The following is a 24,832-nucleotide window of genomic DNA, read 5'->3' as shown; positions in this document are numbered from 1 at the left end:
TCAGCTTCCCACCCAAAGCATCAGGCCCACAACCGCAAAGGCCACCAGCAGGGCCAGCATCGCAATGCGCCCCGACATGGCGGCATCGGAGGGGCGCCGTTTCGGCTCCGGCACCGGGGCGGCCTGCGGCACGGCGGAGGCGGTCTCAATGTCGATGGCGTTGGTCCAATCCGTGCCTTCCTGCGCATAGGTGCCGATCAGCGTCAGGGCGCTTTGGGGCGTGATGTCCTGTGCGTTGCCGCCGAAGGCGCTGGAATAAACGATCATCACCCACCCCTCCAAGGCCATCAGCTTGGCGCGGTCGCTGTCGATGGGCGGCACCGCCGCGCCCGCGCCTTCCGTCAGGTAATCGGGCAGGCTCATGTCACCCAGATCCGAAATCGGAAAAACCTCCACGTGTTTTGTCACCAGTTTTTCTGCGCCAAGCGCCCGTTCCACGGGGTGCCCGCCGTTTGGCGCCCTATCGGTTTTGAGAGCCTTTGCCTCCGCCTCCGGCAGAGAGAGGGCAAAGACCCGGATCAGGCCACTTTCGGCTGCGGGGATGGAGAGTGTTGCGGTCATTGGGCTTCTCGTGTCAGGCGCAGGTTGCGGGCCAGGAGATCCATCGCGGCCATCCGCACGGCGACCCCCATTTCCACCTGATCCTGAATGACGCTGCGGTTGATGTCATCGGCCAGAGTGCCATCGATTTCCACCCCGCGGTTCATCGGGCCGGGGTGCATGACGATGGCGTCGGGTTTGGCAACGGCAAGCTTTTCGGCATCCAGCCCGTAGCGGTGGTAGTACTCCCGCTCGGACGGGATGAAACCGCCATCCATCCGTTCCTTTTGCAACCGCAGCATCATGACGACATCAACATCGCGCAACCCTTCGGTCATGTCTTCAAACACCTCCACCCCGAACTCCGAGATGCCAGAGGGGAGCAAGGTCGGTGGCCCGATCAGGCGCAGGCGGTTCTCCATCTTGCCCAGCAGCATGATGTTGGAGCGCGCGACGCGGGAATGCGCGATATCGCCGCAAATGGCGATGGAGAGTCGGTGCAGCCGTCCCTTGGCCCGCCGGATCGTCAGCGCATCGAGCAGCGCCTGCGTCGGGTGTTCGTGCCGCCCGTCGCCTGCGTTCAGCACCGCGCAATTGACCTTTTGCGCCAGCAGATCAACCGCGCCCGAATGGGGGTGCCGCACCACCAGCAGATCGGGATGCATCGCGTTGAGCGTCAGGGCGGTATCAATCAGCGTCTCGCCTTTTTTGACCGAACTTGCCTGCATGGCCATGTTCATCACATCCGCGCCCAGCCGCTTGCCCGCGATCTCGAAACTGGCCTGTGTGCGGGTGGAGTTCTCAAAGAACATGTTGATCTGGGTGAGGCCGGTCAGCGCATCGGCGTGTTTGTCCGGTTGCCGGCTCAGGGCGGCATAGGTGTCGGCCAGATCGAGCAGGGTGTTGATCTCTTCCGGGCGCAGGGCCTCGATACCAAGCAGATGTCGGTGGGGGAACGTCATGGGCGCAACCTTTGGCGATTTCTGACCTTATAGGCAGGGGGGGATGCCTCGGCAAGGCGCGGGCCGCAAGATGCGATTGCGGTTCAGTTTGCCGCTGGTCGGGCGTAGACTGGCGGCATGGAATCATCGGATTTTCACCATGCGCTGGCCCTGCTGGACTGGCAGGCCGAACTGGGCGCGACAGAGGCGATCTGCGATGCCCCGGTGGATCGCTATGCTCTGCCGGACAAGCAGGAGGCACCCGCGCGCGCGAAAGCGTCTGTGACCGCTGCAGCCCCCCCGGCACCCCCCGCAAAAACCGACGCCGTGCAAGAGGCCAGACGGATGGCGGCATCTGCGCAGGATCTCGCAGGGCTGCAGGCGGCGTTGGCGGGTTTCGAGCATTGCGCACTCAAGCAGGGCGCACGCAACCTGGTCTTCAGCGATGGTATTGCCGGGGCACCCGTGATGATCGTCGGCGAGGCTCCCGGACGCGATGAAGATCGCGAGGGGCGGCCTTTTGTCGGACGGGCGGGTCAATTGCTGGACCGGATGCTTGCGGCCATCGACATGGGGCGGGCAGAAACGGACGCCCCTGTCTACATCACCAATGTGCTGCCCTGGCGTCCGCCGCAGAACCGGGACCCGAGCGCGGAAGAGATTGCCATGATGCGCCCCTTTCTGGACCGTCATATCGCGCTGGCGCAGCCCAAGGTGCTGGTTGTGATGGGCAATATCTCGGCTCAGGCCCTTTTGGGAAAGCGGGGTATCACAAGATTGCGCGGCCATTGGACCGAGGTGGACGGTTTGCCGGTGCTGCCCATGTTTCACCCGGCCTACCTGTTGCGGATGCCTGCTGCAAAGCGCGAGGCCTGGGCGGATTTGCTGAGCCTGAAGGCGCGGCTGACCGATGGTTGATCCGCTGACACTTGTGGCTTTTGTGCCTGCTGCGCTCGCGCTGAACCTGACACCGGGGGCGGATATGATGTTTTGTCTGGGTCAGGGCCTGCGGTCGGGTGCAAGGGCGGCATGGGCGGCCAGTGCCGGGATCGCTCTGGGCGGGATGGTGCATGTGCTTTTGGCCGGAGCGGGGCTGAGCGCGCTTTTGACCAGCTGGCCCGTTGCTTTTGACGTCATCCGGTGGCTTGGCGTTGCCTATCTGTCGTGGCTTGCCTTTCAGGCGCTGCGCAGACCCATCCCGTCGCTTCAAGCGCTGCCGCCCCGCGCGGTGAGCGCTTTTCGTGCCGGTCTGATCGTCAATCTTACCAACCCCAAGGTGATCCTTTTCGTGCTGGCCTTCATTCCACAGTTTGTGCAGCCCGAGGCGGGCCCTGTCCTGTTTCAATTCATCGTGTTCGGCGTCGTGCTGTCTTTGGGCGGTTTGGCGGTCAACGGCTTGCTGGGCATGGGCGCGGGCTCCCTGGGCCAGAGGCTTGCGCAGGGCAGCCGACTGCTGGATATTCTGACCGCAAGCATCTTTGCCGCGCTGGCCCTGCGCCTCGCGCTCCTGGAGAGAACCTGACATGAGCCGGATTGACGAAAACAAAGAGTTTATTGCGATCCGCATTGCGGTGCTGACGGTGTCGGACAGTCGGGACCTGTCGCAGGACCGGTCGGGCGATGTGCTGGTGGACAGGCTTCTGGCGGCGGGTCATGAGCTTGCAGACCGCCGCATTCTGCCCGACGAACGCGACCAGATCGCGGAGCAACTGCGCACATGGTGTCATGACAGCAGCATTGATGTTGTGCTCTCAACCGGCGGAACCGGCCTGACGGGCCGCGATGTCACCGTCGAGGCGCACCGCGATGTCTACGAGAAAGAGATCGATGCCTTTGGCACCGTCTTCACCATGGTTTCCATGCAGAAAATCGGCACCAGTGCGGTGCAGAGCCGTGCCACGGGCGGTGTTGCCAACGGCACCTATCTTTTTGCGCTGCCCGGCAGCCCAGGGGCCTGCAAGGATGCCTGGGATGAAATTTTGGCCAAACAGCTCGATTATCGTCACCGGCCCTGTAACTTTATCGAGATTTTACCGCGATTGGACGAAAATCAACGACGGAAATAAGAAGCTTTCCCGTATAAAGCCTTATGGTTGGTATTTTGTGATCGACGCTTAAGTTTATAGAATATGTTTAGGTGTGTTTTGAGGATGTAGGTATAATGCGGTTTTTGCGGCAAAGCATGATCGGCCTGTTTCTAGCGTCTGTTGCGCTGGGACTGCTTGTCTACGCGGTGCATCTGGTGAGCAGCGCCGTACAGGACCGGATGACGAGCGAACGCCCGACGCCGCCCACCCGCGAACGTGTTTTTGTCGTCAACGTCATCACGGCGCAGCCCGGTGTGGAAACGCCCGTCCTGGAAACCTTTGGTGAAGTGACATCGCGCCGCACGCTTGAGCTGCGCGCGGCTGTGGCGGGGCGGATCATCGAACTGGCGCCGTTTTTTGAAGATGGCGGCGCAGTGGTGGCGGGGGAAGTGCTGGTATCCATTGATCCGGCTGATCTGCAATCGGAGTTTGATCGCCTGACGGCGGATCTGGAGGATGCGGAGGCCGAGGTGCGGGACGCAGACCGGGGCCTGGAGCTTGCACATCAGGAAGAGCGCGCCGCCCGGCAACAGGCTGTCTTGCGCGAACAGGCCCTTGCCCGCCAGGTTGATCTGGCAGATCGCGGCGTTGGCGCGACGGCTTCGGTTGAAATTGCCGAGCTTGAGGCGGCTGCAGCCCAGTCGGTGGTGCTTGCCCGCATGCAGGCCGTGACCCAGGCCGAAGCCCGTATCGATCAGGCCGTGACGCGCCTTGCCCGCGCGCGCATCGCCCTGGCTGATGCTGCTCGCGACCTTGAGGATGCAACCGTAGAAGCCCCCTTTGATGGCACCCTGAGCGATACGGCGGTCGTCGAAGGTGGCCTGATCGCGGCCAATGAACGGCTGGCGGATCTGGTGGACCCCACTGACCTGGAGGTCGCTTTCCGCGTTTCCACTGCACAATATGCGCGTTTGCTGGACGACACGGGCTCGATCCTGCTGGCGCCGGTGGAAGCGACCCTCGACGTCACCGGGGCCGATCTGATGGCGCAGGGCACCATCAGCAGGGTCAATGCCGCAGCAGGCGAGGGCCAGACAGGGCGGTTGGTCTTTGCCCGGCTTGAACGCGCACCGGGGTTCCGGCCCGGTGATTTCGTGACCGTGCGGGTGGAAGAACCCAGAGTGGAGAATGTCGTCCGCCTGCCTGCCTCGGCACTCGCGGCGTCCGGGCACGTTCTGGCCCTGACCGGGGACGACCGGCTTGAGACCCTGGCGGTGCAATTGGTGCGGCGCCAGGGGGATGACGTCTTGGTGCGTGGCGAAAGTCTTGAAGGCCGAGAGGTTGTGCGCGAACTGTCCCCCCTCCTGGGGGCAGGCATCAAGGTCCGCGCGGTGCGCGAAAGCGTGGCCGAAGCGGTCGCGATGCCCTCGCTGCTTGAGCTTTCCGACGAGCGGCGCGCGCGGCTGATGGCCTTTGTTCAGGGCGATACGGGCATGCCCGAAGATGACCGCGCCCGCATGCTGGCACAATTGGCTGAGCCTTCGGTGCCTGCGCAAATGGTGGCCAGCATTGAAAGCCGCATGGGGGGCTAGCGGATGGTACGCGACATCCCCGCGCCAGCAGGTGGCCTGCTTTCATATTTTGCCCGACACCGCACCCTGGCCAATCTGCTGTTTGTTGTATTGATCCTGCTGGGCCTGGCTGCTGTGCCTAATATGCGCACACAGTTCTTTCCCGATATCGTGCTGGACAGCATCAGCGTCACCACGGAGTGGGAGGGGGCGGGGGCTGATGATATTGACCGCGCCATCATACAGCTGCTTGAACCGGGCTTGCTGGCGATCGACGGGGTTGAGACGACCTCGGCCAATGCCGGTGAAGGCAGCGGCACGATCACCGTGAGTTTTGAGGCCAACTGGGACATGTCGCGCGCCGCAGACGATGTGCAGAATGCGGTGGATGCGGTCACAGATCTGCCCGAAGATGCGGAAGACCCTCGCGTGCGGCGCTCTTCGTGGGGCAACAGGGTGACGGATGTCGTCATCAGCGGGTCTGTGAGCCCTGAGCAGCTTGGGCTCTATGCGGATGAGCTGGTGATCCGGCTGTTTGCCGCGGGCGTGACCCGGACCACCCTCAGCGGCGTTGCAGCCCCTCAGACGCTGGTCGAGGTGCCCTCGGCTCAACTGATCGCCAATGATATCACGATGGCAGAGATTGCCGCCGCCGTGGCCGCAGAGGTTGATACCGATCCCGCGGGCGATGTCTCGGGGGCCAATGCGCGGGTCCGTACCGGGTCCGAGAAACGCGACCCGGACCAGATTGCGGCGATTGTTTTACGGTCCAACCCGGATGGCTCCAAGCTGACCATTGGCGACCTCGCCACCGTCAGCCGAGCAGGCGCAGACCGTGAGCGCAGTTATTTCATGGGCGACAACCCCGCAATCTCGATGCGGGTCGACCGCTCGGCCCGGGGCGACGCCATCGAAATCCAGCGCAGCGTGGAAGAGGTGGCGCAAGACCTTCAGGCAACCCTGCCAGCCGGTGTGACGGTCGATCTGATCCGGATGCGGGCAGAAGCGATTTCAAGCAGGCTCAGCATTCTGGTCAGCAACGGCCTGATGGGCCTTGGCCTTGTGATCTGCCTTTTGTTCCTGTTTTTGAACGCGCGCACCGCCTTTTGGGTCGCAGCCGGTATTCCGGTGGCGATGCTGGCCGCCATCGCGATCATGTATGCCGGTGGTCAGACGCTGAACATGATCTCGCTCTTTGGGTTGATCATTACCTTGGGGATTGTCGTGGATGACGCGATCGTTGTCGCGGAACACGCAGATCACCGCGCGCGCCATTTCAACGAACACCCCATGCAGGCCGCAGAGAACGCAGCGCGACGCATGGCCATGCCTGTTCTGGCAGCGACCCTGACTACGGTCATTGCGTTTTTCGGGCTGGCGGTGATCGAAGGACGGTTTGGCACCCTCATCCAAAGCATTCCCATCACCGTCATCGCGGTGCTGATCGCCTCGTTGATCGAATGCTTTCTGATCCTGCCGCACCATATGGCCCACGCCTTGGCCGCAAAAGCGAGGGAGCCTTGGTATGACTGGCCGAGCCGGCAGGTCAACAAGGGTTTCCGGTGGGTGCGGGAAACGCTCTTTCGTCCCTTCATGGCCGGGGTGATTGCGGGGCGCTATGTTGTGCTGTCCGGGGTTGTTGTAGTGCTGGCCAGCCAGATTGCCCTTTTTGTGCGCGGCGATGTGCAGTGGCGGTTTTTCAATGCCCCGGAACGCGGTTCGATCACCGGGAATTTCGCGATGGTCGAAAGTGCCACACGCGAAGACACGCTGGAGATGATGCGCGAAATGCGGCGCGCAACCGAAGCACTGGCTGCCGAATACGAGGTGCGCTATGGTCGTAATCCGCTTGATTATGTGATGACCGTTACCGGGGGCGATGTGGGCCGTGGGCTCAGCGGCTCGGAAAACAAGGACATCGATCTTTTGGGCGGTATCCTGATCGAGTTGATCGATGCCGAAGAGCGCCCCTATTCCAGCTTTGCCTTTGTCGGAGACCTTCAGGAAACGGTGCAAAATCATCCGCTTGTTGAGGCTTTGAGCTTTCGGGGTTGGCGCTCGGGGCCCGGTGGTGACGCGCTCAGCGTTCGGTTTTTCGGGGCAGAGACCGAAGAGTTGAAAGCCGCCAGTCTGGACCTGCAGGACGCGTTGCTGCGGTATCCCGAAGTGAGCGCCGTTGAAGACAACCTTGCGTACGACAAGGAGGAACTGATCCTCGACCTCACCCCGCAGGGACAGGCGCTGGGCTTCAAGATCGATGACCTGGGCCGCAGTCTGCGCAACCGGCTGGGCGGGATCGAGGCTGCGACCTATCCCGATGGCCCGCGCAGCGCCGAAATCCGGGTGGAGTTGCCCGACGGGGAGCTGACGGCGGACTTTCTGGAGCGCACGCAGATGCGCAGCCCCACGGGGGCCTATGTGCCGCTGGCGGACATCGTCAGTGTCGAGCGTCGCATCGGGTTCAGTACCGTCCGGCGGGAGAACGGGGTGCGGGTGATTTCCGTCACGGGCGATATATCTGAAGATGATCCCGTGCGCGCAACCGAGATCGAGACGAGCCTGCGCGAGGAGATTCTGCCGGATATCGCCAGTACCCATCAGGTCGAGTGGGAACTGGCCGGTCTGGCAGAGCAGGAAAGCGATTTTCTCACCAATGCGCTGACAGGGTTTATTCTCTGTCTGGCAGGTATTTATCTGGTTCTGGCATGGGTCTTTGCGAGTTGGACCCGACCGGCGGTTGTGATGGCCATCATCCCGTTCGGACTGGTGGGGACCATTTATGGCCACGCGGTCTGGGACATTCCGCTGAGCATGTTCACCGTGGTGGGGCTGTTGGGAATGACGGGGATCATCATCAACGATTCTATCGTATTGATCACCACCATTGACGAATACGCCAAGGACCGTGGGCTGATCCCCTCGATCATAGATGGCGCCACCGACCGCTTGCGGCCGGTCATGCTGACGACAATGACCACTGTCATCGGGATGGCGCCCTTGCTTTACGAGGGAAGCCGGCAGGCGCAGTTCCTCAAGCCGACGGTCATAACGCTGGTCTATGGTTTGGGTTTCGGAATGGTGCTGGTCTTGCTGGTGGTGCCTGCGCTGGTTGCCGTGCAGCATGACATTGCCCGGCAGATGGCCGCCATGCGCCGGGCGGTAAAATCTCCGGTACCGGCCCTGCGGTCAGGGTTTGTGCTGCTTTGGGTTGTTATCCTGGGCTGGGGGGCGGCGACACTGGGGTGGGCCATCTGGCACGGCAGCCTTTTCGGGCCCCTGGCAGCGGTGTTCCCGGTCTTTGCCCAAGGATCGGCCCTGCCTGCATCGCTGGGGCTCTTTATCGCCGGGTGTGCGGTCTTGACCTTTGTGGCCTATATCGGCTTCGCCGCTGTGACACTCATCTGGCAGCGGGCATCGGAAACCTAGCGCGACGAACAGCCCCGAATATCGACCGCATGTTTGCTGCCCAGCACCGTGATCCGGATCGCCGAGCGATCGAGCGCAATAGGCCCGCCCTGAACGTTGATCATCTCGGAGGTCGCAATCACCGCGCCGCCTTCTCGTTTGGTCTTGGCTTCACTGACCCAGATATCACCGAGGCCCGGTTCGATCACGACATATTCCTTGCCCCCTGCCGAGGGCATCGTCACGCGCGCCTCAATCTGCAGACCATCTGCGGTCGGGCTGATGTTGCACTCGGCGGCCCGGACGCCAGCCTCAGAGGCGCTGTAGGGCCGCTGCGCAAGGGCGGCGGCAATCGCCGGTGTCGGCGTCAGCGTGTCGCCGTCGATCTCTGCATCAAATTCAAGCTCATGCGGGATGCAGATATCCGAACAGATCCCGAGGGCCATTTTTGCGCGCAGGTGTATCGGTTCTCCGTCGCGCGCAGGATCGATGCGTACCGGGATCACCAGCGTGTCCTCATATCCGACCGAGCGCATGCCATTCTGGTCAAAGACCTTGGGGGCCGGCCAGCTGATGGACGTCGCCTCAAGGTTTTTCGACCGGGACCAGTCAAATTGCGGCGGAATGCCAGCGTCTCCGGGCGCGCGCCAATAGGTCTTCCAACCCGGTGCCAGTGTCAGTCGCAAGGCGGCCATCCGGCTGCCGTCAGCCTGGACCCAGCCGGGCAGGACATCTGCCGTCACCGGCATTTCAAAATGGTCCTGTGCGACAACAGGCAGGCTGAAAGAGGTGCAGAGGGCAGCGGAGCAAAGCAGTTTTCTCATGGTATTTCTATGCGACAGGTTCCCGCAAAAGCCAAGTCACGATCCGGTCAGGCATGTTTCGACCGATGCTGTGGCTTTAGCCTTGCGCCCGACCTGCGGGCGCGCCATGCTCGAAGGCCTAACAATCAGTGTTCCGGGGAAATGGTATTGGATCTGGAAGGTAAACTGCTGGTGGCAATGCCCTCCATGGGGGATCCGCGGTTCGAGCATTCCGTGGTGCTGCTCTGTGCGCATTCCGAAAAGGGCGCCATGGGTCTGATTGTGAACAAGCCCAATAAAGAGATCCGCATGAGCGATGTACTGGACCAGCTTGATATCTCCGCGTCCGGCGAAACGAGCGAGATGCCGGTGCATTTCGGCGGACCGGTTGAAACCGGTCGGGGATTCGTTCTGCACTCGATTGATTATCTCTCCAGCCTGCACACGCTGAAGGTGGGCAATGCGTTCGGCATGACCGCAACCCTGGATATCCTGGAGGAGATCGCCGCCGGAAAGGGCCCTGAGCATGCGCTCATGATGTTGGGATACGCAGGCTGGGGGCCCGGCCAGCTTGAGAGCGAGATCGCACAGAACGGCTGGTTGACCGCTGATGCCGCCGCCAACCTGATCTTTCAGGTGCCCGCGGCACAGAAATGGTCGGCGGCTCTGGAAAGCCTGGGCGTGGACCCGTTGGGCCTGTCCCCGACGGCAGGGAACGCCTGACCCCCACCGCTGGTATGGCGTCACCGCGGGGCGGCGGCACGCCTGAGACGATCATTGATTGCAGTGCCAAGACCCCGCGCGGGCACCGGCGCAACGGCAATTGGCCGGCCGGTCCGGTCCAACCGGTGCAGATACTCAAACAGGTTCGCGGCGGCCTCTTTCAGGTCAGCCGAGGGTGACAGGTTGAGATCGCAGGCAATATCGCCAAATCCCAGAAACACCTCATCAGGGGTCTTTTGCGCTGCATTCAGCCGGACCGCGGCGCGGGGTGCATAGTGTGACAACAATTGCCCTGGTGCAGAGACAATGCCATCTTCTGATGCCAGAAGGTCAGCGCCCAGGGCCGCCTGAATGTCCTCTGCAGGGACACCGCCGGGTCTCAGCAGACGCGGGACACCATCGAGCCCCACGATCGTACTCTCCAGCCCGACGGGGCAGGGGCCGTCATCGATGATGGCCGCCACCTTTGACCCAAGGTCTTCTTGCACATGCGCTGCCGTCGTCGGGCTGATGCGCCCCGAGGGGTTGGCGGAAGGCGCAGCCACCGGCCCGGCAAAACGCTGCAAGAGGGCCTGTGCCGCCGGGTGGGCGGGCACGCGTAATGCCACGGTCGGCAAGCCTGCGGTCACCAGCGACGACAGGCCATGATCTGCGCGCAGCGGCAGCACCATGCTGAGCGGGCCGGGCCAGAAATGCATGGCCAGGCCTTCCGCGGCGTCCGACCAGATGCAAAGAGCTTTGGCGGCTTCGACGTTTGGTACATGCACGATCAGCGGGTTGAAACTGGGCCGTCCCTTGGCTTCAAAGATCGCGGCCACCGCCCGCCCGTTGCGCGCATCCGCCCCAAGACCGTAGACTGTTTCGGTTGGGAATGCGACCAGCGCCCCCTGCGCCAAAAGGGCCGCTGCCTTTTGGATGCCGGCAGGCTGTGCCGACAAAATCAGAGGGTCTTGAGCCATCGTGGGAACCTGTGACGCCGCGTTTTTGTTGCTGAGCGGGGTATTGCACCCCATGCTGTGCGTCAGCATCTACAAGCTGTGGCCGCCCTTGCCAAGGCGATGCCCGTATTCAGGGGGAGTTTGAAATGCCTTACCATGCGCCGGTCGATGACTTTTCCTTTCTGATCGAACATGTGGTCGGGGTGGAACAACTGCGCCAGACTGACCGGTTTGCCGACGCCAGCCGTGACCTGACACGGGCGATCCTGACCGAGGCGGGCAAGCTCTGTGACGAGGTGTTGGCCCCTTTGCACCGGATCGGTGATCTGCATCCTGCGACCCTCGAAAACGGGGTGGTCCGCACCTCGCCCGGCTTTGATGCCGGGTGGAAGGCGATCGCTGAGGGCGGTTGGGTCGGCATGTCTGCCGACCCCGCTTATGGCGGCCTGGGATTGCCGATCACCGTTGCCAGTGCCGTGAATGAAATGATGAGCGGGGCTTGCCTCTCGCTTCAGATCGCCCCGCTGATGAGCCAGGGCCAGATCGAGGCGTTGGAACACCACGCCAGCGATGAGATCAAGGATCTTTATCTGCCCAGGCTGATTTCAGGGGAGTGGAGCGCCACGATGAACCTGACCGAACCACAGGCCGGGTCCGATGTTGGAGCGTTGAGCACCAAGGCGGAAGACAAGGGCGACGGGACCTATGCGATCACGGGCCAGAAAATCTATATCAGCTGGGGCGATCACGACGTGACGGACAACATCTGCCACCTTGTCCTCGCCCGCCTGCCCGGTGCACCGCTGGGGACCAAAGGCATCAGCCTGTTTCTGGTGCCCAAGCGTCTGCCCAACCCCGATGGCACCCTCGGTCCGGCCAATACCGTCAAGGTGGTCAGCCTGGAACACAAGCTGGGTCTGCACGGCTCCCCCACCGCGGTGATGCAGTATGACGGAGCTACGGGTTGGCTGGTGGGTGAAAAGCAGGGTGGCATGGCCGCGATGTTCACGATGATGAATAACGCTCGTCTGGGGGTCGGTGCGCAAGGCACGGGCGTGGCCGAGGCTGCCTATCAGCACGCGCTGGCCTATGCGATGGACCGCAAGCAGGGCCGTACGGCTCCGGAAGGTACGGTCACGGGGGCGATCATTGATCACGCCGATGTACGGCGCATGCTCACGACGATGAAGGCGGATATATTTGCCGCCCGCAGTATCGGGCTGAGCTGTGCGGTGGCGATTGATATGGCGCGCGCAACCGGCAGTTTGGACTGGCAGGCGCGGGCGGCCCTGCTGACGCCCATTGCAAAGGCTTTTGGCAGCGAGACGGGCATCGCAGTGTCCGAGTTGGGGGTACAGGTGCATGGCGGCATGGGTTTTATCGAAGAGACGGGGGCCGCGCAATTCAGTCGGGACGTGCGCGTGACCGCAATCTACGAAGGTACCAATGGTATTCAGGCGATGGATCTGGTCGGGCGGAAAATGATGGACGGGGGCGAGGCCGCCCACCGCCTGCTGGACGAAATCGAAGCTTTCGCGGAAACGGCCAAAGACATGTTCCCGGATCTCGCAGAGCCGCTCTGGCAAGCCACGGAGAGTCTGCGCGAAGGGACTGAGTGGGTTGCCGCACAGGAGGACATGACGGTGCGGTTTGCCGGAGCCGCCCCCTATCTGCGCGCTTTTGCCCGCATTCTGGGTGGTTATCTGCATCTGAAAGCCGCGATTGTGGCACCGGGGACAGCGCGCGAAGCCCTTGCACGGTCCTATATCCTGCGTCTTCTGCCGGAACATGCGGCATTGCTGGTTCATGCCCAGGCCGGCGCGGAGGATTTGTACAGCCTGAGCCCAGATGAGCTGGCGGCGTAATGAAAGACCAACCTCCCGAAGGCCTGAGATATCCCTGGGACACGGCCCCGGCCGAAGGGGAGGCTATCGAGGTGGCACCCGGTGTGCTGTGGATGCGCCTGCCGCTCCCGATGAAGCTGGATCACGTCAATATCTACGCGCTTGACGAGGGCACCGGCTGGACGGTGATCGATACCGGCTTTGCCTCAAAACGGACGAGGGCGATCTGGAAAACGTTGATGCAGGGGCCTTTGCAGCGCCGTCCGGTCGAGCGGGTCATTGTCACTCACCATCACCCCGATCACGTCGGGCTGGCCGGCTGGCTGCAGGCCGAGTTCGGGGCGGAACTGCTCACAACCCGCACGGCCTGGCTTTTTGCACGGATGCTGACCCTCGACGACCAGGAACGTCCCGCGCCCGAAACGATCGCCTTCTATCAAAGCGCGGGCATGGCGGCGGATGTCCTGGCCCGCCGCCGGGACGAGCGCCCGTTCAATTTCGCCGATATGGTGGCGCCGATGCCGCTGGGATATACCCGCCTGCGTCAGGGGGACAGCATCGCGATGGGCGGCCGCACCTGGGACATACACACCGGGAACGGGCATGCGCCCGAACATGCCACCTTTTGGAGCCGCGATGACAATCTGGTGCTGGCGGGCGATCAGATCCTGCCGTCGATCAGTCCGAACATCGGCGTTTATGCGACCGAGCCGATGGCCGATCCGATTGGCGACTGGCTGGAAAGCTGCGAGCGCTTTGCCGGTCTCGCGCGCGCCGATCATCTGGTACTCGGGGGACACAAGCTGCCGTTTACCGGCCTGCCCATGCGCCTGCGCCAGCTGATCGAGAACCATCATGGTGCGCTGAAAAGGCTGTTGGCCTTCATCGACACGCCAAAATCTGCGGGGGAGTGTTTTGCCCCGCTCTTCAAGCGGTCCATCGGCGAGGCGGAATATGGTCTGGCCCTGGTCGAGGCGGTGGCACATCTCAGCCACCTTTACCAGGCGGGGCTTGCGACACGGGACAGGGGACGCGATGGTGCTTGGGTCTACCAACGCAAGGAGTAAGCGATGGGCGAGAGCATAGAGACAGCTGCCGAAGCCGTCGAGGCGGCCGCGCTGGCCGGGCTTCATGAGGTGCATGCGGACCCCAAGACGAAAAACGCCGGGGCGCAACCGCTGCCCAAATCCATGCGGCCTGATCCGGCCAAGGAGAAATCGCCCGCACAGTGGGCCTATGAGCGGATTATCCTGTACCTGAAAAACTTCGAGGAACAGCTCGACAGTACGCAAGAGGTCGCCATGGGGTTTACCGGTGGCGATGCGGGCGTGCTGCGCATCGAGGGCATGGGGTATTTCGATCCGGACATCGTGACGTTTTACGGGATCGACGGGACCGGCAGCCGCACGCAGATGATACAGCATGTCAGTCAGCTGAACGTGCTGCTGCGCGCCACTGCAAAGCCTGCCGAAAAGCCGGAACCGACGCGGATCGGGTTTCGTCTTGCGCAGGATCTGGACACGGAGAGCTGATCTGAAAGGGGGCGGCGGCAAGCCTCCTGTCATCTGTAACATGATACGCATTGAGTTATTTGGTAGCAGGTGCAATGCGATGACGTGACATGGGCAGCCGAATCCATTAGGGCTAAGACCACGTGCAAGAAAAGGACCTGCGGCAATGGCAGAACACAAACACGGTGATATGGACGTCAAAGCGCAAGAAAAGACCTTTGACGGTTTCATGCGGTGGACCATGCGTACGGTTATCGCGATTATCGTACTGATCATCCTGATGGCGATCTTTATCACCTGAGGGTGAAGTTGCTCAGCTCCCTTTGATGCGTTTTTTCCTTATTCTGGCCATGTTAGCGGCCCTTGCCGGATGTGCCGTACGCTCCGCCGATGATGTGAGTGTGGCGCAGGCGCGTGCTGCGGCCTACGTGCCAGAGGGGGTGCCCAAACTGACCCTCGTGACGGTTGTGAACAACACTTCGGGTGCGGGGGCGCATACCGCGCTTATCGTCTCCGGCAGCCAACAGGTCATTTTTGACCCCGCAGGGTCTTTCAAACATGCGCGTGTGAAAGAACGGGGCGATGTGCTCTACGGTATATCGCCGGGGTGGGTCAAAGCCTATAAGAGTGCCCATGCGCGCAGCACTTTTCACGTTGTCACGCAAGAGATCGAAGTTTCGGCGCAGCAGGCGGAAATTGCGTTGCAACTGGTGCAGTCAAACGGCCCTGTCGGCAGCGCGTTCTGCACGAACGCCACCTCATCGCTGATGCGGCAGATACCCGGATTCGAAGACATCCGGGTGACCTTCTTTCCGGTCAACCTGATGGAGCAGGTCGCGACACGGTCCGGTGTCGTGACCGAAAAATACTATGAAAACGACGAAGGTGACGTGTTGGATGGGGTGGTCGCGGCCGAGATTTAGACCCCTGCTCAGGCGAGCATGAACAACAGCAGGTAAAGCGTTCCGGCACCGGCAAAAATGGCGGCAAAGACATTCCGTGTCACCAAACCGACGGCGAGTGTCGCCGTGGCTGCGGCAAGGCGCGGCAGGTCCAGGTCTCCACCGGTTGCGGCGGGCCAGGCCACCTGGGGGGCCACGAGTGCGGGCAGAATTGCGACTGCCGTGTAGCGCAGATGGCGGCGCATCCAATCGGGGATCGGGCGGTTGCCCACGAAGCCGATAAAGGCAAAGCGCAACAGGTAGCTGCCCACCCCCAACCCGATGATGACGATCCAGAGCTTGTATGTCTCGATCATGATCCGGCCTTTCGGCGCTCAATGATCACTTCGGCCTGCGCACCTGCCATCATCGCGATCACACCCGCGATCAGCAGGCCGAGCGAATAGGGAACACCCGCTGCCAGCAGGCTGACCACAATCGACACAAAGGCCGCGATCAGATGCGCAGGGGTACGCAACATCGGCGCCAGCAACGCCAGAAAGGTGATCGGGAGCGCAAAATCAAGCGCCCAGCTTTCGGGCACCCGTGTTCCGATCGCCGCCCCCACAAAGGTAAAGACGTACCAGGCGGGGGCCACAGGCGCGACGGTGCCAAAAAAGTAGGCCATACGCGCGGGAACGGTCATTTGTGGTTTTGCCTCGAACTGCATGATCGAGCAGGCATAGGACTGATCGAGGGTAAAATAGGCCGCCATCGCGCGCTGCCACAGGGGAGCCGCGCCCAGATAGGGCGTCAGCGAGGCTGAATACATCGCCATGCGCAGGTTCACCGCCAGCGCCGAGGCCAGAACAATCACGGTCGGCGTGTCTTCAACCAGCAACTGCAAGGCTGTGAACTGGGCGGCTCCGGCGATCACGGCAATCGAAAAAGCAAGTGTTTCAAAGACGTTCAGCCCAGCCTCAGTGGCCAGCACGCCAAAGAGCAGCGCAAACGGACCGACCACGAGGACGAAGGGGCCACCGTCTTTGACCCCCTTCCAGAAGGCAGAACGGGGGGTTTGTGTTTTGGGTGTGGTGGCGGGCATCGGATGCTTTATAACGAGATGCAAAACACGTAGCGCAGCCATCGGAGGGATGCAATTGGCCAGGCTTGATGATGTGAGCGATTATCTGATCGCGCCTGATCCGACGGCGGCGCGGCTGACGCGGCCCATCGTGGGGACTGATCAGGCCGGGGCCGAGGTCACGGCGCGTGTTGTCGAAGAGCGCCCGCTGACCATTTTCCTGAACGCACAGGAAGTCGTCACCGCCATGACCATCGGCGACTACCCGGACTATCTGGCGCTGGGGTTTCTGCGCAATCAGGGTATGCTGAGCGCTGAGGATGAAATCACCGGTATCGACTATGATGAAGAGCTGGAAACCGTCATCGTACGCACCGCCCGCAAGACCGACTACGAAGAGAAGATGCGCAAGAAAACCCGCACCAGTGGCTGCGCGGTCGGGACCGTTTTCGGCGATATGATGGACGGCCTGCAAGAGGTGTCTCTGCCGCAGACGCCGGTCCGCACGTCCTGGCTCTATACGCTGAGCGCGCGGATCAACCGCACGCCGTCGCTCTATCTGGAGGCGGGTGCCATTCACGGGACCGTGCTGTGTCAGGAGGCGCGCCCGCTTGTCTACATGGAAGACGTCGGCCGCCACAATGCTGTTGACAAGATCGCAGGCTGGATGCTGTCCGAAAAGGTGGCGGCGGCGGACAAGCTGCTCTACACCACGGGTCGGCTGACCTCGGAGATGGTGATTAAAACTGCGATGATGGGCATTCCGGTGCTGGTGTCGCGCTCCGGCTTTACGGCCTGGGGTGTCGAGATTGCCCGCGAGGTCGGCCTGACCCTGATCGGGCGGATGAAGGGGCAGCGTTTTGTCTGCCTGAGCGGTGAAGCGCGGTTGATCCGCGACGCCGACCCCGACAGAGCCCCGCCGCGCGGGCCGCAAGGGGGCTGCATGAAACAGCCCCTGGGGGTGATCCTGGCCGGTGGCCAGGCAACCCGTATGGGTGGCGGCGACAAGGGACTGTTGCCGCTTGGACCCGGCACGCTGTTGTCGCATGTGATCGACCGGCTGGCCCCGCAGGTCGCAGGCCTTGCATTGAATGCCAATGGGGATCCGGAACGGTTTGGGCATCTGGGGCTGCCCGTGCTCCGCGACAGCGTCGAAGGGTTCGTGGGGCCTCTTGCGGGGGTTCTGGCAGGCCTCGATTGGGCTGCGGGGCAAGGGGCGGATACGATTGTCACGGCCGCCGCGGACACCCCGTTTTTCCCGGCGGATCTTGTGCCCCGGCTGTTGCTCGCGGGGGAGGAGATGTCAGAGCCACTTGTGTTGGCCGCCACACCGGGCGACAAACGCGGGCACCTGCGCCATCCGACCTTTGGCCTCTGGCCCGTGGCTCTGCGCGAGGACCTGCGCGCCGCTTTGGCGGAGGGGCTGCGCAAGGTCGTGCTTTGGACGGATCGGCATGGCGGGCGCGAAGCGGTCTTTCCCGTCACCACCTTCGATCCCTTTTTCAACGTCAACACGCCGGAGGATCTGGCGCGGGCGGAGACCCTGCTATGAGGCTCTTTGGTGTTGTCGGATGGAAAAACGCGGGCAAGACCGGTCTGATGGAACGGTTGGTGTCAGAGATCTGCCGCCGGGGGCTGACCGTCTCCACGGTGAAGCATGCCCATCACGTCTTTGACGTGGACCAGCCCGGCAAGGACAGCCACCGGCACCGCACCGCGGGCGCGACGGAGGTTCTGCTGGCGTCGCGCAAACGGTTTGCCCTGATGCACGAATTGCGCGAGGCGGAGGAGCCGTCGCTGGAGAGTTTGCTGGCAAAGCTCAGCCCCGTCGATCTGGTGCTGATCGAAGGTTACAAACGCGACGCCCACCCCAAGGTCGAAGCGTTCCGCGCAGAAACCGGCAACGCCCTGATTGCGCCGGGCGACCCGACAATCAAGGCCGTCGCAAGTAACGCGGCACTCTCGCTCGACCGCCCCGTCTTCGATCTTGATGATACGTCGGCCATTGCCGATTTTATTCTGGCAGAGGTCGGGTTGTGACACGGTTCGACACGGTTGTCATGGTCGATTGGTCTGGCGGCAACGACCGTGGTCTGCGGCCCAAGAAGGATGCCATCTGGGCCTGCGTTGCCCGCGCGGGCCGGGCCGAAGAGCCGCAGTATCTGCGCAACCGGCAGGTGGCCGAGGACTGGTTGGCCAAGCTCATCGCGGCAGAGCGTGCAGCGGGCCGCCGGGTTCTGGCGGGTTTCGACTTCCCCTTCGGTTATCCGCAGGGCTTTGCCGGGGCGTTGACCGGCAAGGCCAACCCCTTTGCCCTCTGGGACTGGTTCGAGGCGCGGATCAAGGACGCGCCAGACACCAACAATCGCTTTGATCTGGCCGCCGAGATCAACCTGATGTTTGGCGGCAAGGGGCCTTTCTGGGCTAATGGGCTGCAAAACCGGGATATCGAGGGGCTGGGGCGCACAAAAACCGACTATGCCAACCCCTTTCCGGAGCGGCGCGCGGCCGAAAAACTGGCCAAGGGGGCCTTTACCTGCTGGCAGATGGCGGGGGCTGGTGCGGTCGGCTCTCAGGTCTTTATGGGGCTGCCGGTCTTGGCCCGGTTGCGCCGCCGTTTCGGGGTAAGGGTCTGGCCCTTCGAGCCACTCTCGGGCGATGTGGCGTTCGTGGAAATCTGGCCCTCGCTGACCCTGGGTGCGGGCCCTGAGGGCCGGATCAAGGACGCCTGGCAGGTTGAGGAGGTCGCGCGCACGGTCTCTTCCCTCTCGCCAGAGAAACTGCAGGTCATGCTCACCGTCGAGGCGCCTGAAGAAGGCTGGATTTTCGGGTTGGGGCATGAGGACGCGTTGCGCCATGCCGCAGCGCAGCCTCCACTTCTGTCCAACAATTGTTTTGCCTTGCCGCCGGGGGTCGACTGGACCCCGGTGGCCGAGGCGCTGGCGCACCTCAAGGCAGGGTTGTCCCCGGTCGCAGAGGTGACTGATCTGCCGGTTGCCGCGGCCGTCGGCCATGTGGCCGCTCGGGACGTGGTGGCGCAGCGCAGTAACCCGCCCCTGCCCAACACCGCCGTGGACGGGTATGGCTTTGCCGGGGGGCGCGGCGAAGGGGTGCATGTCCTGCCAGTGGCGCAGATGCGGGCCGCGGCGGGGGATGCGCCGCAGGTTTTGCCGGACGGCCATGCGATGCGCGTGTTGACGGGTGCGGCGCTGCCCGACGGGGTCGATACGGTGGTCTTGCAGGAAGACGTCACCCTCAACGCGGGGCAGATCGCCTTTCGCGGCCCCGTAAAGCAAGGGGCGAACGCGCGCGCCGCTGGCGAAGACGCTGTCGCTGGCACAGTGGTGCTGGACAAGGGCGTGCGTATCGGCGCGCCGGAAATCGCGTTGTTGTCTGCCACCGGCGTGACCGATGTGCCGGTCCACCGGCCTTTGCGCGTTGCGGTTGTCTCGACCGGCGCGGAACTGGTGCCGGCAGGGCAGGCGGCGCGGGACGGCCAGATATTTGATGCGAACCGGCCGATGTTACTGGAAATGATCCGCCGCTTTGGCCATGTGCCGGTGGACATGGGGATTGCGCCCGACGACCGGACCGCGCTGGCGCAGACCCTGTCCGACGCGGCCGGCAAAGCCCAGGTCATTCTGACCAGCGGCGGTGCGTCGGCAGGGGATGAAGATCACGTCTCTGCGCTGTTGAAAGACGCAGGCCGCATGACACTGTGGCGCATCGCGGTCAAACCCGGCAGACCGCTGGCACTGGGGATTTGGAAGGGCGCACCGGTCTTCGGGTTGCCGGGCAATCCGGTGGCTGCCATGGTTTGCGCGCTGATCTTTGCCCGCCCCGCTCTGGCGCAGCTGGCGGGCGAAACCTGGCCGGAGCCGCAGGCCTTTATGGTCCCGGCGGCGTTTTCGAAAAACAAGAAACCGGGCCGATCCGAGTTCCTGCGCGCGCGTCTCCGTAACGGTGCGGCAGAGGTCTTTGCCTCAGAGGGGTCGGGCCGTATCTCCGGGCTTTCCTGGGCCGATGGGTTGGTGGAGCTGCCGCATGAGGCGGCACAAATCGTACCGGGCGACCCGGTCCGCTATTTGCCTTTTGGCAGCTTCGGGCTCTAGCGGGCGTCAGTCAAAGGTCCCGGCCACGCGCCCCAACAGCATGAAAGCCCGTGCCGTGCGCGTTTCAGCCAGAGCGGCGATTTCACCGTCGGTTGCGCGGGTTTCGAAGGCGGCAAAGGTCTTGTCAAAGAGCCGCAGAAAATGGTGTGCGGCGTCCCTAAAGATCGGGTCCTGTTTCATCCGCCCGGAGGTGAGCGCCAGAGATGACCGGTCGCGGATGCCGCCCAAGGCGGCAATCGGCCTGCCGCGCAGGCCTTGCCCGAAATGACGCCAGATCTCGGGCCGCGCGCGGTCCGGCAGCAAATCGTCCATATAGATACCGTCCTGACTGAGCAGGGTCAGCACGTCTTGCGCGGCCTGAACCAACTGGGCGGACGACCGGTCCTTGAGCGCGCGGCGCAGGGCGGCGAACCCCTGTTCGTCCTCGGCGGTCTCGGGAAAATTCAGCGCGCGGATGAAGTCTTCGGTGGCCACCGGTGGGGCCAGGTCTTGTGCCTGCGTGCCAAGGGCAAGGGCGGGCTGGTCGTCCGCCGTTGCTGCGGTGGCGGGCGCTGGTGCGCTTGCCTGTTCGTGCTCGCGCCGGGATGAAAAGGTGGCCAGCGCCGTTTCGGTCTTGCGGGTGGCTGCCGCGATCTCATCCAGCTTTCGGGACACGGAGTTGGGTTCGGCCCCAATCGTGCCGCTTTGGTTCTGAGCAATGTAGGCGTGCCGGATCGCGTCAATCGACGTCTGCAGCCGCTGGCTTTCTTCGCGCATGATCTTGGAGGCCCGCGCAGCGGTCGCGGCGACCCAGATCATCCCGATCGGCATGAAGATCGCCATCAAAGTCATCAAAAACCGCAATGCGTCCGCGCCCTGACCCCCTTCGGAGGCTTCGGAGGGGAGCATCAGGAAAAACACTGCAGCCCCGATCAGCCAGACGGCTGACACCGCGATGGCAATGACCTCGATGCTGGTGATCGCCTCGGTCTTCGGCTGATCGTAGATGCCAAGCGGCGTGGGCCGCGAGCTTGCGGGTCCTGCGTCGGTCTCTTCTGTGGTCTCGGCCATGTCCGCAATTTCCGTCAGTTGTAGACGATCTTGAGAACCTCGTAGGATTTCTCGCCTCCGGGCGTGCGCACCTCGACGCTGTCGCCCTCATCTTTCCCGATCAGCGCGCGGGCGATGGGGGATTTGATGTTGAGCAGCCCGTTTTCGATATTCGCCTCGTGTTCGCCCACGATTTGCCAGGTTTTCTCGTCCTCGGTGTCTTCGTCAATCAGCGTTACAGTGGCCCCGAATTTGATCGTCCCGGACATCTTTGACGGGTCTATGACCTCGGCCAGCCCCAAAACGCCTTCGAGTTCCTTGATCCGTCCTTCGATAAAGGACTGTTTTTCACGGGCGGAGTGATATTCGGCATTCTCCGACAGGTCGCCATGTTCGCGCGCCTCTGCAATAGCCTTGATGATCGCCGGACGTTCCACGGATTTCAGCTGTTTCAATTCTGCTTCCAGATCGGAGTGGCCCTTGCGGGTCATGGGTATCTTGTCCATTGGCGTCATCCACGAATTGACGCGGCCCGCCGGCAGAACCGGGGGCCGCAGGTGTCGAATAGCCACTACCTGACCTAAACGCGGGGGGGATTGCAAGAGGCTCTGCGGCGTCCTTTATACCCAAAACGGCTGTTTTCAGCCGGAAAAACGGTCAGTCGTATTGCACCACTTCATATTCGATGTCGTCATGATCGTGGAAGTAAAATCGGCGTCCCGGTTCATAATCCGCATGGTTGACAGCGGTGAACCCTGCGGCGGTGACCTGCTTTTCCAACGCGTCAATATCGTCAACCACGATGGCGATGTGATTGAGCCCCCCGGCAGTGTGATAGGTGGATGATTTGGCCGCAACCGTCCGTGCGGGCTGGTAGAGCGCGAGGTACTGGCTGTCCGTGCCGATGTGCAAAGAGCGACCGCCGTCAATTGCGGGCCCCTGCCAGCGAATGTGCCAGCCAAAAAGCTCGGACATCCATTGCGCTGTCCGGTTTGCATTGCTCACTGTGACGTTGGCGTGTTCCAGCAGTGCGGTCATGGTTTTTCCTTTCACATTTGCAAGATCACAGCTATCGTAATTTCTAAACCTAACTTTAGGTCAAGGGTTTTTTTAATGAAGGTGTCTGAAGGGCTATCCATCGGGGCATTGGCCGCCCGCACCGGGCTCGCCGTCTCGGCGATCCGGTATTACGAAGCGCAGGGGCTGATCCGGCCCTGGCGCAATCCGGGCGGGCAGCGAAGGTTTGCGCGCTCTGACCTGCGGCGATTGAGCTTTGTGATGATTGCCCAGCAGTTCGGGTTCAGCCTGCCGCAAATCAAGGCAGAGCTTGACCGGCTGCCGGGTGGGCGGACACCGACCAAGGCAGACTGGGCCAAGATCAGCATCGGATTTCGCGCCGCCCTCGATGACAAGATAGAAACCCTGACACGCCTGCGGGACAATCTGGATGGATGTATCGGATGCGGCTGCCTCAGCCTGCCCAGTTGCGCGCTTTACAATCCGGTCGACACCGCCGCGCGCAAGGGGGCTGGCCCGCGTTATCTGATGGGGGATCGACCGTGATGGTGGGTTTTTGAGCATCAGGATCACCGGAGCTTTTCACGTGAGATCAAAGTTACATTTTGACGCGGTGTAGTGATTGCATTGACGCATCACGTGGTTTAGCCAGCTTTGAAGCTTAAATATATGCAGTGAATTGCACCGGGATTTGACAAGGGGAGTTTCCATGACTGACACGCAACGTGAGGCAATGGAATATGATGTGGTCATCGTGGGGGCGGGGCCTGCGGGTCTTTCCGCGGCGATCCGGCTCAAGCAACTGGATGCAGAGTGCAACGTCGTGGTGCTGGAAAAAGGCTCCGAAGTGGGCGCACACATCCTGTCTGGTGCCGTTCTTGATCCCGTTGGTCTGGATGCCTTGATCCCTGATTGGAAGCAAAAGGGCGCGCCGCTCAACGTGCCGGTGCGAGAAGATAACTTCTTTATGCTGGGCGAGGCGGGCAAGCTGCGGATTCCGAATTTTCCCATGCCGCCGCTGATGAACAATCACGGCAATTACATCGTGTCCATGGGCAATGTGTGCCGTTGGATGGCCGAGCAGGCCGAAGAGCTGGGCGTCGAAATCTTTCCCGGCATGTCCTGCTCGGAGCTGGTCTACGGTGACAAGGGTGAGGTGAAAGGGGTCGTGGCCGGTGAATTCGGCAAGAACCCCGACGGGACCCATGGCGATGCCTATGAGCCCGGCATGGAGTTGCACGGCAAATATGTTTTCCTCTCGGAGGGTGTGCGCGGGTCGCTGTCAAAGCAGGTCATCGAAAAGTTCAGCCTGTCGGACGGGCATGAGCCACAGAAATACGGACTCGGCATGAAGGAAATCTGGGAGATCGACCCCAACAAGCACCGCGAAGGCACGGTCACGCATACCATGGGCTGGCCCCTGGGCGGCAATGCGGGGGGCGGCTCTTTTATCTATCATCTTGAAAACAATCAGGTCTATGTGGGGTTTGTGGTGCATCTGAACTACAAGAACCCGCATCTTTTCCCCTATATGGAATTCCAGCGCTTCAAGCATCATCCGATGGTGGCGGACCTGCTGGAGGGCGGCAAGCGCGTGGCTTACGGCGCGCGGGCGATCAGCGAAGGTGGCTATCAGTCGATGCCAAAAATGGTGGCCCCCGGTGTGGCCCTGCTGGGCTGTTCGGTGGGCATGGTGAACGTGCCGCGCATCAAGGGCAACCACAACGCGATGCTCTCGGGCAAGGCCGCTGCCGAAGCCGCGTTCGCCGCGATCTCGGACAACCGGGCAGGCGATGAGCTGACAGCCTACGAGACCGAAGTGCGCACCGGTGCCATCGGCTCTGATCTGAAAAAGGTCCGCAATGTCAAACCTTTGTGGTCAAAGCATGGACTTATGGCCAGCCTTTTCATGGGTGGTATCGACATGTGGACCAATTCGGTTGGCTTCTCGCTTCTGGGCACGATGAAGCACGGCAAATCGGACGCCGAGGCGACCGAGAAAGCGGCAGATCACAAGCCCATCGATTATCCGAAACCGGATGGCAAGCTGTCGTTTGACCGGTTGACCAATGTGGCGTTTTCCTTCACCAACCACGAGGAAAGCCAGCCTGCGCATCTGACGCTCAAGGATGCTGCAGTTCCGGTGGCCCAGAACCTGCCAATCTATGCAGGCCCTTCGGCGCGTTATTGCCCGGCGGGCGTGTATGAGTTTGTGGAGGAGGAGGGTAAGGACACGCGGTTTGTCATCAATTTCCAGAACTGCGTGCATTGCAAGACCTGTGACATCAAGGACCCCGCACAGAATATCGTCTGGACAACGCCGCAGGGTGGGGATGGGCCAAACTACCCCAACATGTAGGTTCTGCCTGCCCTATTGGGCGCCGTCCCGATGAAAATCACGTGAAG

At 62.2% G+C, this 24,832-nt stretch carries 25 protein-coding genes and 1 pseudogene; 17 read left to right on the top strand and 9 right to left on the bottom strand.

The window, feature by feature from the left end; translation table 11 throughout:
- Positions 1–561, bottom strand: coding sequence for a hypothetical protein (locus H7847_RS01595; RefSeq protein ID WP_227267628.1), 561 nt, complete (start codon positions 559–561; stop codon positions 1–3).
- Complete coding sequence (locus H7847_RS01590) at positions 558–1,502, bottom strand: aspartate carbamoyltransferase catalytic subunit (protein WP_227267627.1); 945 nt, start codon at positions 1,500–1,502, stop codon at positions 558–560. Before H7847_RS01590 ends, H7847_RS01595 begins: the two co-directional genes overlap by 4 nt.
- A gap of 117 nt (positions 1,503–1,619) precedes the next feature.
- Here H7847_RS01590 and H7847_RS01585 point away from each other — a divergent pair, with 117 nt between their 5' ends.
- From H7847_RS01585 to H7847_RS01565, 5 genes are all read left to right on the top strand, one after another.
- Positions 1,620–2,399: a uracil-DNA glycosylase gene (locus H7847_RS01585; RefSeq protein ID WP_227267626.1), complete on the top strand. Its 780-nt coding sequence runs from the start codon at positions 1,620–1,622 to the stop codon at positions 2,397–2,399.
- Positions 2,392–3,003, top strand: a complete 612-nt coding sequence (locus H7847_RS01580; protein ID WP_227267625.1) for a LysE family translocator — start codon at positions 2,392–2,394, stop codon at positions 3,001–3,003. The genes H7847_RS01585 and H7847_RS01580 overlap by 8 nt, the downstream gene beginning before the upstream one ends.
- A gap of 1 nt (position 3,004) precedes the next feature.
- The gene (gene moaB, locus H7847_RS01575) at positions 3,005–3,547 is read left to right on the top strand and encodes a molybdenum cofactor biosynthesis protein B (protein WP_227267624.1); all 543 of its coding nucleotides are present in this window, start codon (positions 3,005–3,007) and stop codon (positions 3,545–3,547) included.
- 95 nt (positions 3,548–3,642) lie between these two features.
- Positions 3,643–5,100, top strand: a complete 1,458-nt coding sequence (locus H7847_RS01570) for an efflux RND transporter periplasmic adaptor subunit (protein ID WP_227267623.1) — start codon at positions 3,643–3,645, stop codon at positions 5,098–5,100.
- A 3-nt stretch (positions 5,101–5,103) separates the two neighbouring features.
- Positions 5,104–8,505 carry an efflux RND transporter permease subunit gene (locus tag H7847_RS01565; RefSeq protein ID WP_227267622.1) on the top strand — a complete coding sequence of 1,134 codons (3,402 nt, stop codon included), beginning with the start codon at positions 5,104–5,106 and terminating at the stop codon, positions 8,503–8,505.
- On the opposite strand, the gene H7847_RS01560 is transcribed toward H7847_RS01565, so the two are convergent.
- Positions 8,502–9,308 carry a protein-disulfide reductase DsbD domain-containing protein gene (locus H7847_RS01560; RefSeq protein WP_227267621.1) on the bottom strand — a complete coding sequence of 269 codons (807 nt, stop codon included), beginning with the start codon at positions 9,306–9,308 and terminating at the stop codon, positions 8,502–8,504. The genes H7847_RS01565 and H7847_RS01560 overlap by 4 nt on opposite strands.
- A gap of 147 nt (positions 9,309–9,455) precedes the next feature.
- On the opposite strand from H7847_RS01560, the gene H7847_RS01555 reads away from it, so the two are divergent.
- Entirely contained in the window at positions 9,456–10,010 is a 555-nt protein-coding gene (locus tag H7847_RS01555; protein ID WP_227267761.1) for a YqgE/AlgH family protein, read from the top strand.
- 20 nt (positions 10,011–10,030) lie between these two features.
- On the opposite strand, the gene H7847_RS01550 is transcribed toward H7847_RS01555, so the two are convergent.
- Positions 10,031–10,969, bottom strand: coding sequence for an L-threonylcarbamoyladenylate synthase (locus H7847_RS01550; RefSeq protein WP_227267620.1), 939 nt, complete (start codon positions 10,967–10,969; stop codon positions 10,031–10,033).
- Between the two features lie 125 nt (positions 10,970–11,094).
- Here H7847_RS01550 and H7847_RS01545 point away from each other — a divergent pair, with 125 nt between their 5' ends.
- From H7847_RS01545 to H7847_RS01525, 5 genes are all read left to right on the top strand, one after another.
- A complete protein-coding gene (locus H7847_RS01545; RefSeq protein WP_227267619.1) occupies positions 11,095–12,813 on the top strand; it encodes an acyl-CoA dehydrogenase in 1,719 nt (572 codons plus the stop codon).
- Positions 12,813–13,859: an MBL fold metallo-hydrolase gene (locus tag H7847_RS01540; protein WP_227267618.1), complete on the top strand. Its 1,047-nt coding sequence runs from the start codon at positions 12,813–12,815 to the stop codon at positions 13,857–13,859. Before H7847_RS01545 ends, H7847_RS01540 begins: the two co-directional genes overlap by 1 nt.
- A gap of 3 nt (positions 13,860–13,862) precedes the next feature.
- Positions 13,863–14,324, top strand: coding sequence for a DUF6173 family protein (locus tag H7847_RS01535; RefSeq protein WP_227267617.1), 462 nt, complete (start codon positions 13,863–13,865; stop codon positions 14,322–14,324).
- A 145-nt stretch (positions 14,325–14,469) separates the two neighbouring features.
- Positions 14,470–14,604: an aa3-type cytochrome c oxidase subunit IV gene (locus H7847_RS01530; RefSeq protein WP_227267616.1), complete on the top strand. Its 135-nt coding sequence runs from the start codon at positions 14,470–14,472 to the stop codon at positions 14,602–14,604.
- 25 nt (positions 14,605–14,629) lie between these two features.
- Positions 14,630–15,226, top strand: a complete 597-nt coding sequence (locus tag H7847_RS01525) for a hypothetical protein (protein ID WP_227267615.1) — start codon at positions 14,630–14,632, stop codon at positions 15,224–15,226.
- 8 nt (positions 15,227–15,234) lie between these two features.
- Here the strand turns inward: H7847_RS01525 and H7847_RS01520 are convergent, their stop codons facing one another.
- Both H7847_RS01520 and H7847_RS01515 read right to left on the bottom strand, forming a co-directional pair.
- Positions 15,235–15,561 (bottom strand): AzlD domain-containing protein, encoded by a 327-nt coding sequence (locus H7847_RS01520; RefSeq protein WP_227267614.1) that lies wholly within the window; start codon positions 15,559–15,561, stop codon positions 15,235–15,237.
- A complete protein-coding gene (locus H7847_RS01515) occupies positions 15,558–16,289 on the bottom strand; it encodes an AzlC family ABC transporter permease (protein WP_227267760.1) in 732 nt (243 codons plus the stop codon). The genes H7847_RS01520 and H7847_RS01515 overlap by 4 nt, the downstream gene beginning before the upstream one ends.
- 49 nt (positions 16,290–16,338) lie before the next feature.
- On the opposite strand from H7847_RS01515, the pseudogene H7847_RS01510 reads away from it, so the two are divergent.
- From H7847_RS01510 to H7847_RS01495, 4 genes and pseudogenes are all read left to right on the top strand, one after another.
- Positions 16,339–17,215 (top strand): annotated as a pseudogene (locus H7847_RS01510) (formate dehydrogenase accessory sulfurtransferase FdhD).
- On the top strand, positions 17,212–17,820 hold the full coding sequence (mobA, locus tag H7847_RS01505) for a molybdenum cofactor guanylyltransferase MobA (protein ID WP_227267613.1): 609 nt from the start codon (positions 17,212–17,214) through the stop codon (positions 17,818–17,820). The pseudogene H7847_RS01510 and the gene mobA overlap by 4 nt, the downstream one beginning before the upstream one ends.
- Complete coding sequence (mobB, locus tag H7847_RS01500; protein ID WP_227267612.1) at positions 17,817–18,308, top strand: molybdopterin-guanine dinucleotide biosynthesis protein B; 492 nt, start codon at positions 17,817–17,819, stop codon at positions 18,306–18,308. Before mobA ends, mobB begins: the two co-directional genes overlap by 4 nt.
- 20 nt (positions 18,309–18,328) lie before the next feature.
- Positions 18,329–20,380, top strand: a complete 2,052-nt coding sequence (locus H7847_RS01495) for a molybdopterin-binding protein (RefSeq protein WP_227267759.1) — start codon at positions 18,329–18,331, stop codon at positions 20,378–20,380.
- Positions 20,381–20,386: 6 nt separating this feature from the next.
- Here H7847_RS01495 and H7847_RS01490 read toward each other — a convergent pair whose 3' ends face one another.
- The 3 genes from H7847_RS01490 to H7847_RS01480 form a co-directional block, all read right to left on the bottom strand.
- Positions 20,387–21,430, bottom strand: coding sequence for a hypothetical protein (locus H7847_RS01490; protein WP_227267611.1), 1,044 nt, complete (start codon positions 21,428–21,430; stop codon positions 20,387–20,389).
- 14 nt (positions 21,431–21,444) lie between these two features.
- Positions 21,445–21,915: a transcription elongation factor GreA gene (gene greA, locus H7847_RS01485; protein ID WP_227267610.1), complete on the bottom strand. Its 471-nt coding sequence runs from the start codon at positions 21,913–21,915 to the stop codon at positions 21,445–21,447.
- Between the two features lie 151 nt (positions 21,916–22,066).
- A complete protein-coding gene (locus H7847_RS01480; protein WP_227267609.1) occupies positions 22,067–22,447 on the bottom strand; it encodes a VOC family protein in 381 nt (126 codons plus the stop codon).
- A gap of 75 nt (positions 22,448–22,522) precedes the next feature.
- Here H7847_RS01480 and soxR point away from each other — a divergent pair, with 75 nt between their 5' ends.
- A complete protein-coding gene (gene soxR, locus H7847_RS01475; RefSeq protein ID WP_227267608.1) occupies positions 22,523–22,972 on the top strand; it encodes a redox-sensitive transcriptional activator SoxR in 450 nt (149 codons plus the stop codon).
- 163 nt (positions 22,973–23,135) lie between these two features.
- Positions 23,136–24,785 (top strand): electron transfer flavoprotein-ubiquinone oxidoreductase, encoded by a 1,650-nt coding sequence (locus H7847_RS01470; protein ID WP_227267607.1) that lies wholly within the window; start codon positions 23,136–23,138, stop codon positions 24,783–24,785.
- Positions 24,786–24,832 lie beyond the last annotated feature (47 nt).

This window comes from Roseobacter weihaiensis (assembly GCF_020622345.1).
GTDB classification, from domain to species: domain Bacteria; phylum Pseudomonadota; class Alphaproteobacteria; order Rhodobacterales; family Rhodobacteraceae; genus Roseobacter; species Roseobacter weihaiensis.
Note: the sequence above shows the minus strand (reverse complement) of the source record. Positions and strands in the feature narration are given on the sequence as shown.

What these genes read in the sequence shown, in the direction of transcription:
- mobA (WP_227267613.1), top strand. Translation starts at nt 17,212, where the DNA reads ATGAAACAGCCCCTGGGGGTGATCCTGGCCGGTGGCCAGGCAACCCGT.
- H7847_RS01580 (WP_227267625.1), top strand. Translation starts at nt 2,392, where the DNA reads ATGGTTGATCCGCTGACACTTGTGGCTTTTGTGCCTGCTGCGCTCGCG.
- H7847_RS01495 (WP_227267759.1), top strand. Translation starts at nt 18,329, where the DNA reads ATGGTCGATTGGTCTGGCGGCAACGACCGTGGTCTGCGGCCCAAGAAG.
- H7847_RS01470 (WP_227267607.1), top strand. Translation starts at nt 23,136, where the DNA reads ATGACTGACACGCAACGTGAGGCAATGGAATATGATGTGGTCATCGTG.
- H7847_RS01560 (WP_227267621.1), bottom strand. Translation starts at nt 9,308, where the DNA reads ATGAGAAAACTGCTTTGCTCCGCTGCCCTCTGCACCTCTTTCAGCCTG.
- H7847_RS01585 (WP_227267626.1), top strand. Translation starts at nt 1,620, where the DNA reads ATGGAATCATCGGATTTTCACCATGCGCTGGCCCTGCTGGACTGGCAG.
- H7847_RS01480 (WP_227267609.1), bottom strand. Translation starts at nt 22,447, where the DNA reads ATGACCGCACTGCTGGAACACGCCAACGTCACAGTGAGCAATGCAAAC.
- moaB (WP_227267624.1), top strand. Translation starts at nt 3,005, where the DNA reads ATGAGCCGGATTGACGAAAACAAAGAGTTTATTGCGATCCGCATTGCG.
- H7847_RS01490 (WP_227267611.1), bottom strand. Translation starts at nt 21,430, where the DNA reads ATGGCCGAGACCACAGAAGAGACCGACGCAGGACCCGCAAGCTCGCGG.
- H7847_RS01545 (WP_227267619.1), top strand. Translation starts at nt 11,095, where the DNA reads ATGCCTTACCATGCGCCGGTCGATGACTTTTCCTTTCTGATCGAACAT.
- H7847_RS01550 (WP_227267620.1), bottom strand. Translation starts at nt 10,969, where the DNA reads ATGGCTCAAGACCCTCTGATTTTGTCGGCACAGCCTGCCGGCATCCAA.
- H7847_RS01520 (WP_227267614.1), bottom strand. Translation starts at nt 15,561, where the DNA reads ATGATCGAGACATACAAGCTCTGGATCGTCATCATCGGGTTGGGGGTG.
- soxR (WP_227267608.1), top strand. Translation starts at nt 22,523, where the DNA reads ATGAAGGTGTCTGAAGGGCTATCCATCGGGGCATTGGCCGCCCGCACC.
- mobB (WP_227267612.1), top strand. Translation starts at nt 17,817, where the DNA reads ATGAGGCTCTTTGGTGTTGTCGGATGGAAAAACGCGGGCAAGACCGGT.
- greA (WP_227267610.1), bottom strand. Translation starts at nt 21,915, where the DNA reads ATGGACAAGATACCCATGACCCGCAAGGGCCACTCCGATCTGGAAGCA.
- H7847_RS01590 (WP_227267627.1), bottom strand. Translation starts at nt 1,502, where the DNA reads ATGACGTTCCCCCACCGACATCTGCTTGGTATCGAGGCCCTGCGCCCG.
- H7847_RS01515 (WP_227267760.1), bottom strand. Translation starts at nt 16,289, where the DNA reads ATGCCCGCCACCACACCCAAAACACAAACCCCCCGTTCTGCCTTCTGG.
- H7847_RS01540 (WP_227267618.1), top strand. Translation starts at nt 12,813, where the DNA reads ATGAAAGACCAACCTCCCGAAGGCCTGAGATATCCCTGGGACACGGCC.
- H7847_RS01595 (WP_227267628.1), bottom strand. Translation starts at nt 561, where the DNA reads ATGACCGCAACACTCTCCATCCCCGCAGCCGAAAGTGGCCTGATCCGG.
- H7847_RS01535 (WP_227267617.1), top strand. Translation starts at nt 13,863, where the DNA reads ATGGGCGAGAGCATAGAGACAGCTGCCGAAGCCGTCGAGGCGGCCGCG.
- H7847_RS01530 (WP_227267616.1), top strand. Translation starts at nt 14,470, where the DNA reads ATGGCAGAACACAAACACGGTGATATGGACGTCAAAGCGCAAGAAAAG.
- H7847_RS01525 (WP_227267615.1), top strand. Translation starts at nt 14,630, where the DNA reads ATGCGTTTTTTCCTTATTCTGGCCATGTTAGCGGCCCTTGCCGGATGT.
- H7847_RS01565 (WP_227267622.1), top strand. Translation starts at nt 5,104, where the DNA reads ATGGTACGCGACATCCCCGCGCCAGCAGGTGGCCTGCTTTCATATTTT.
- H7847_RS01570 (WP_227267623.1), top strand. Translation starts at nt 3,643, where the DNA reads ATGCGGTTTTTGCGGCAAAGCATGATCGGCCTGTTTCTAGCGTCTGTT.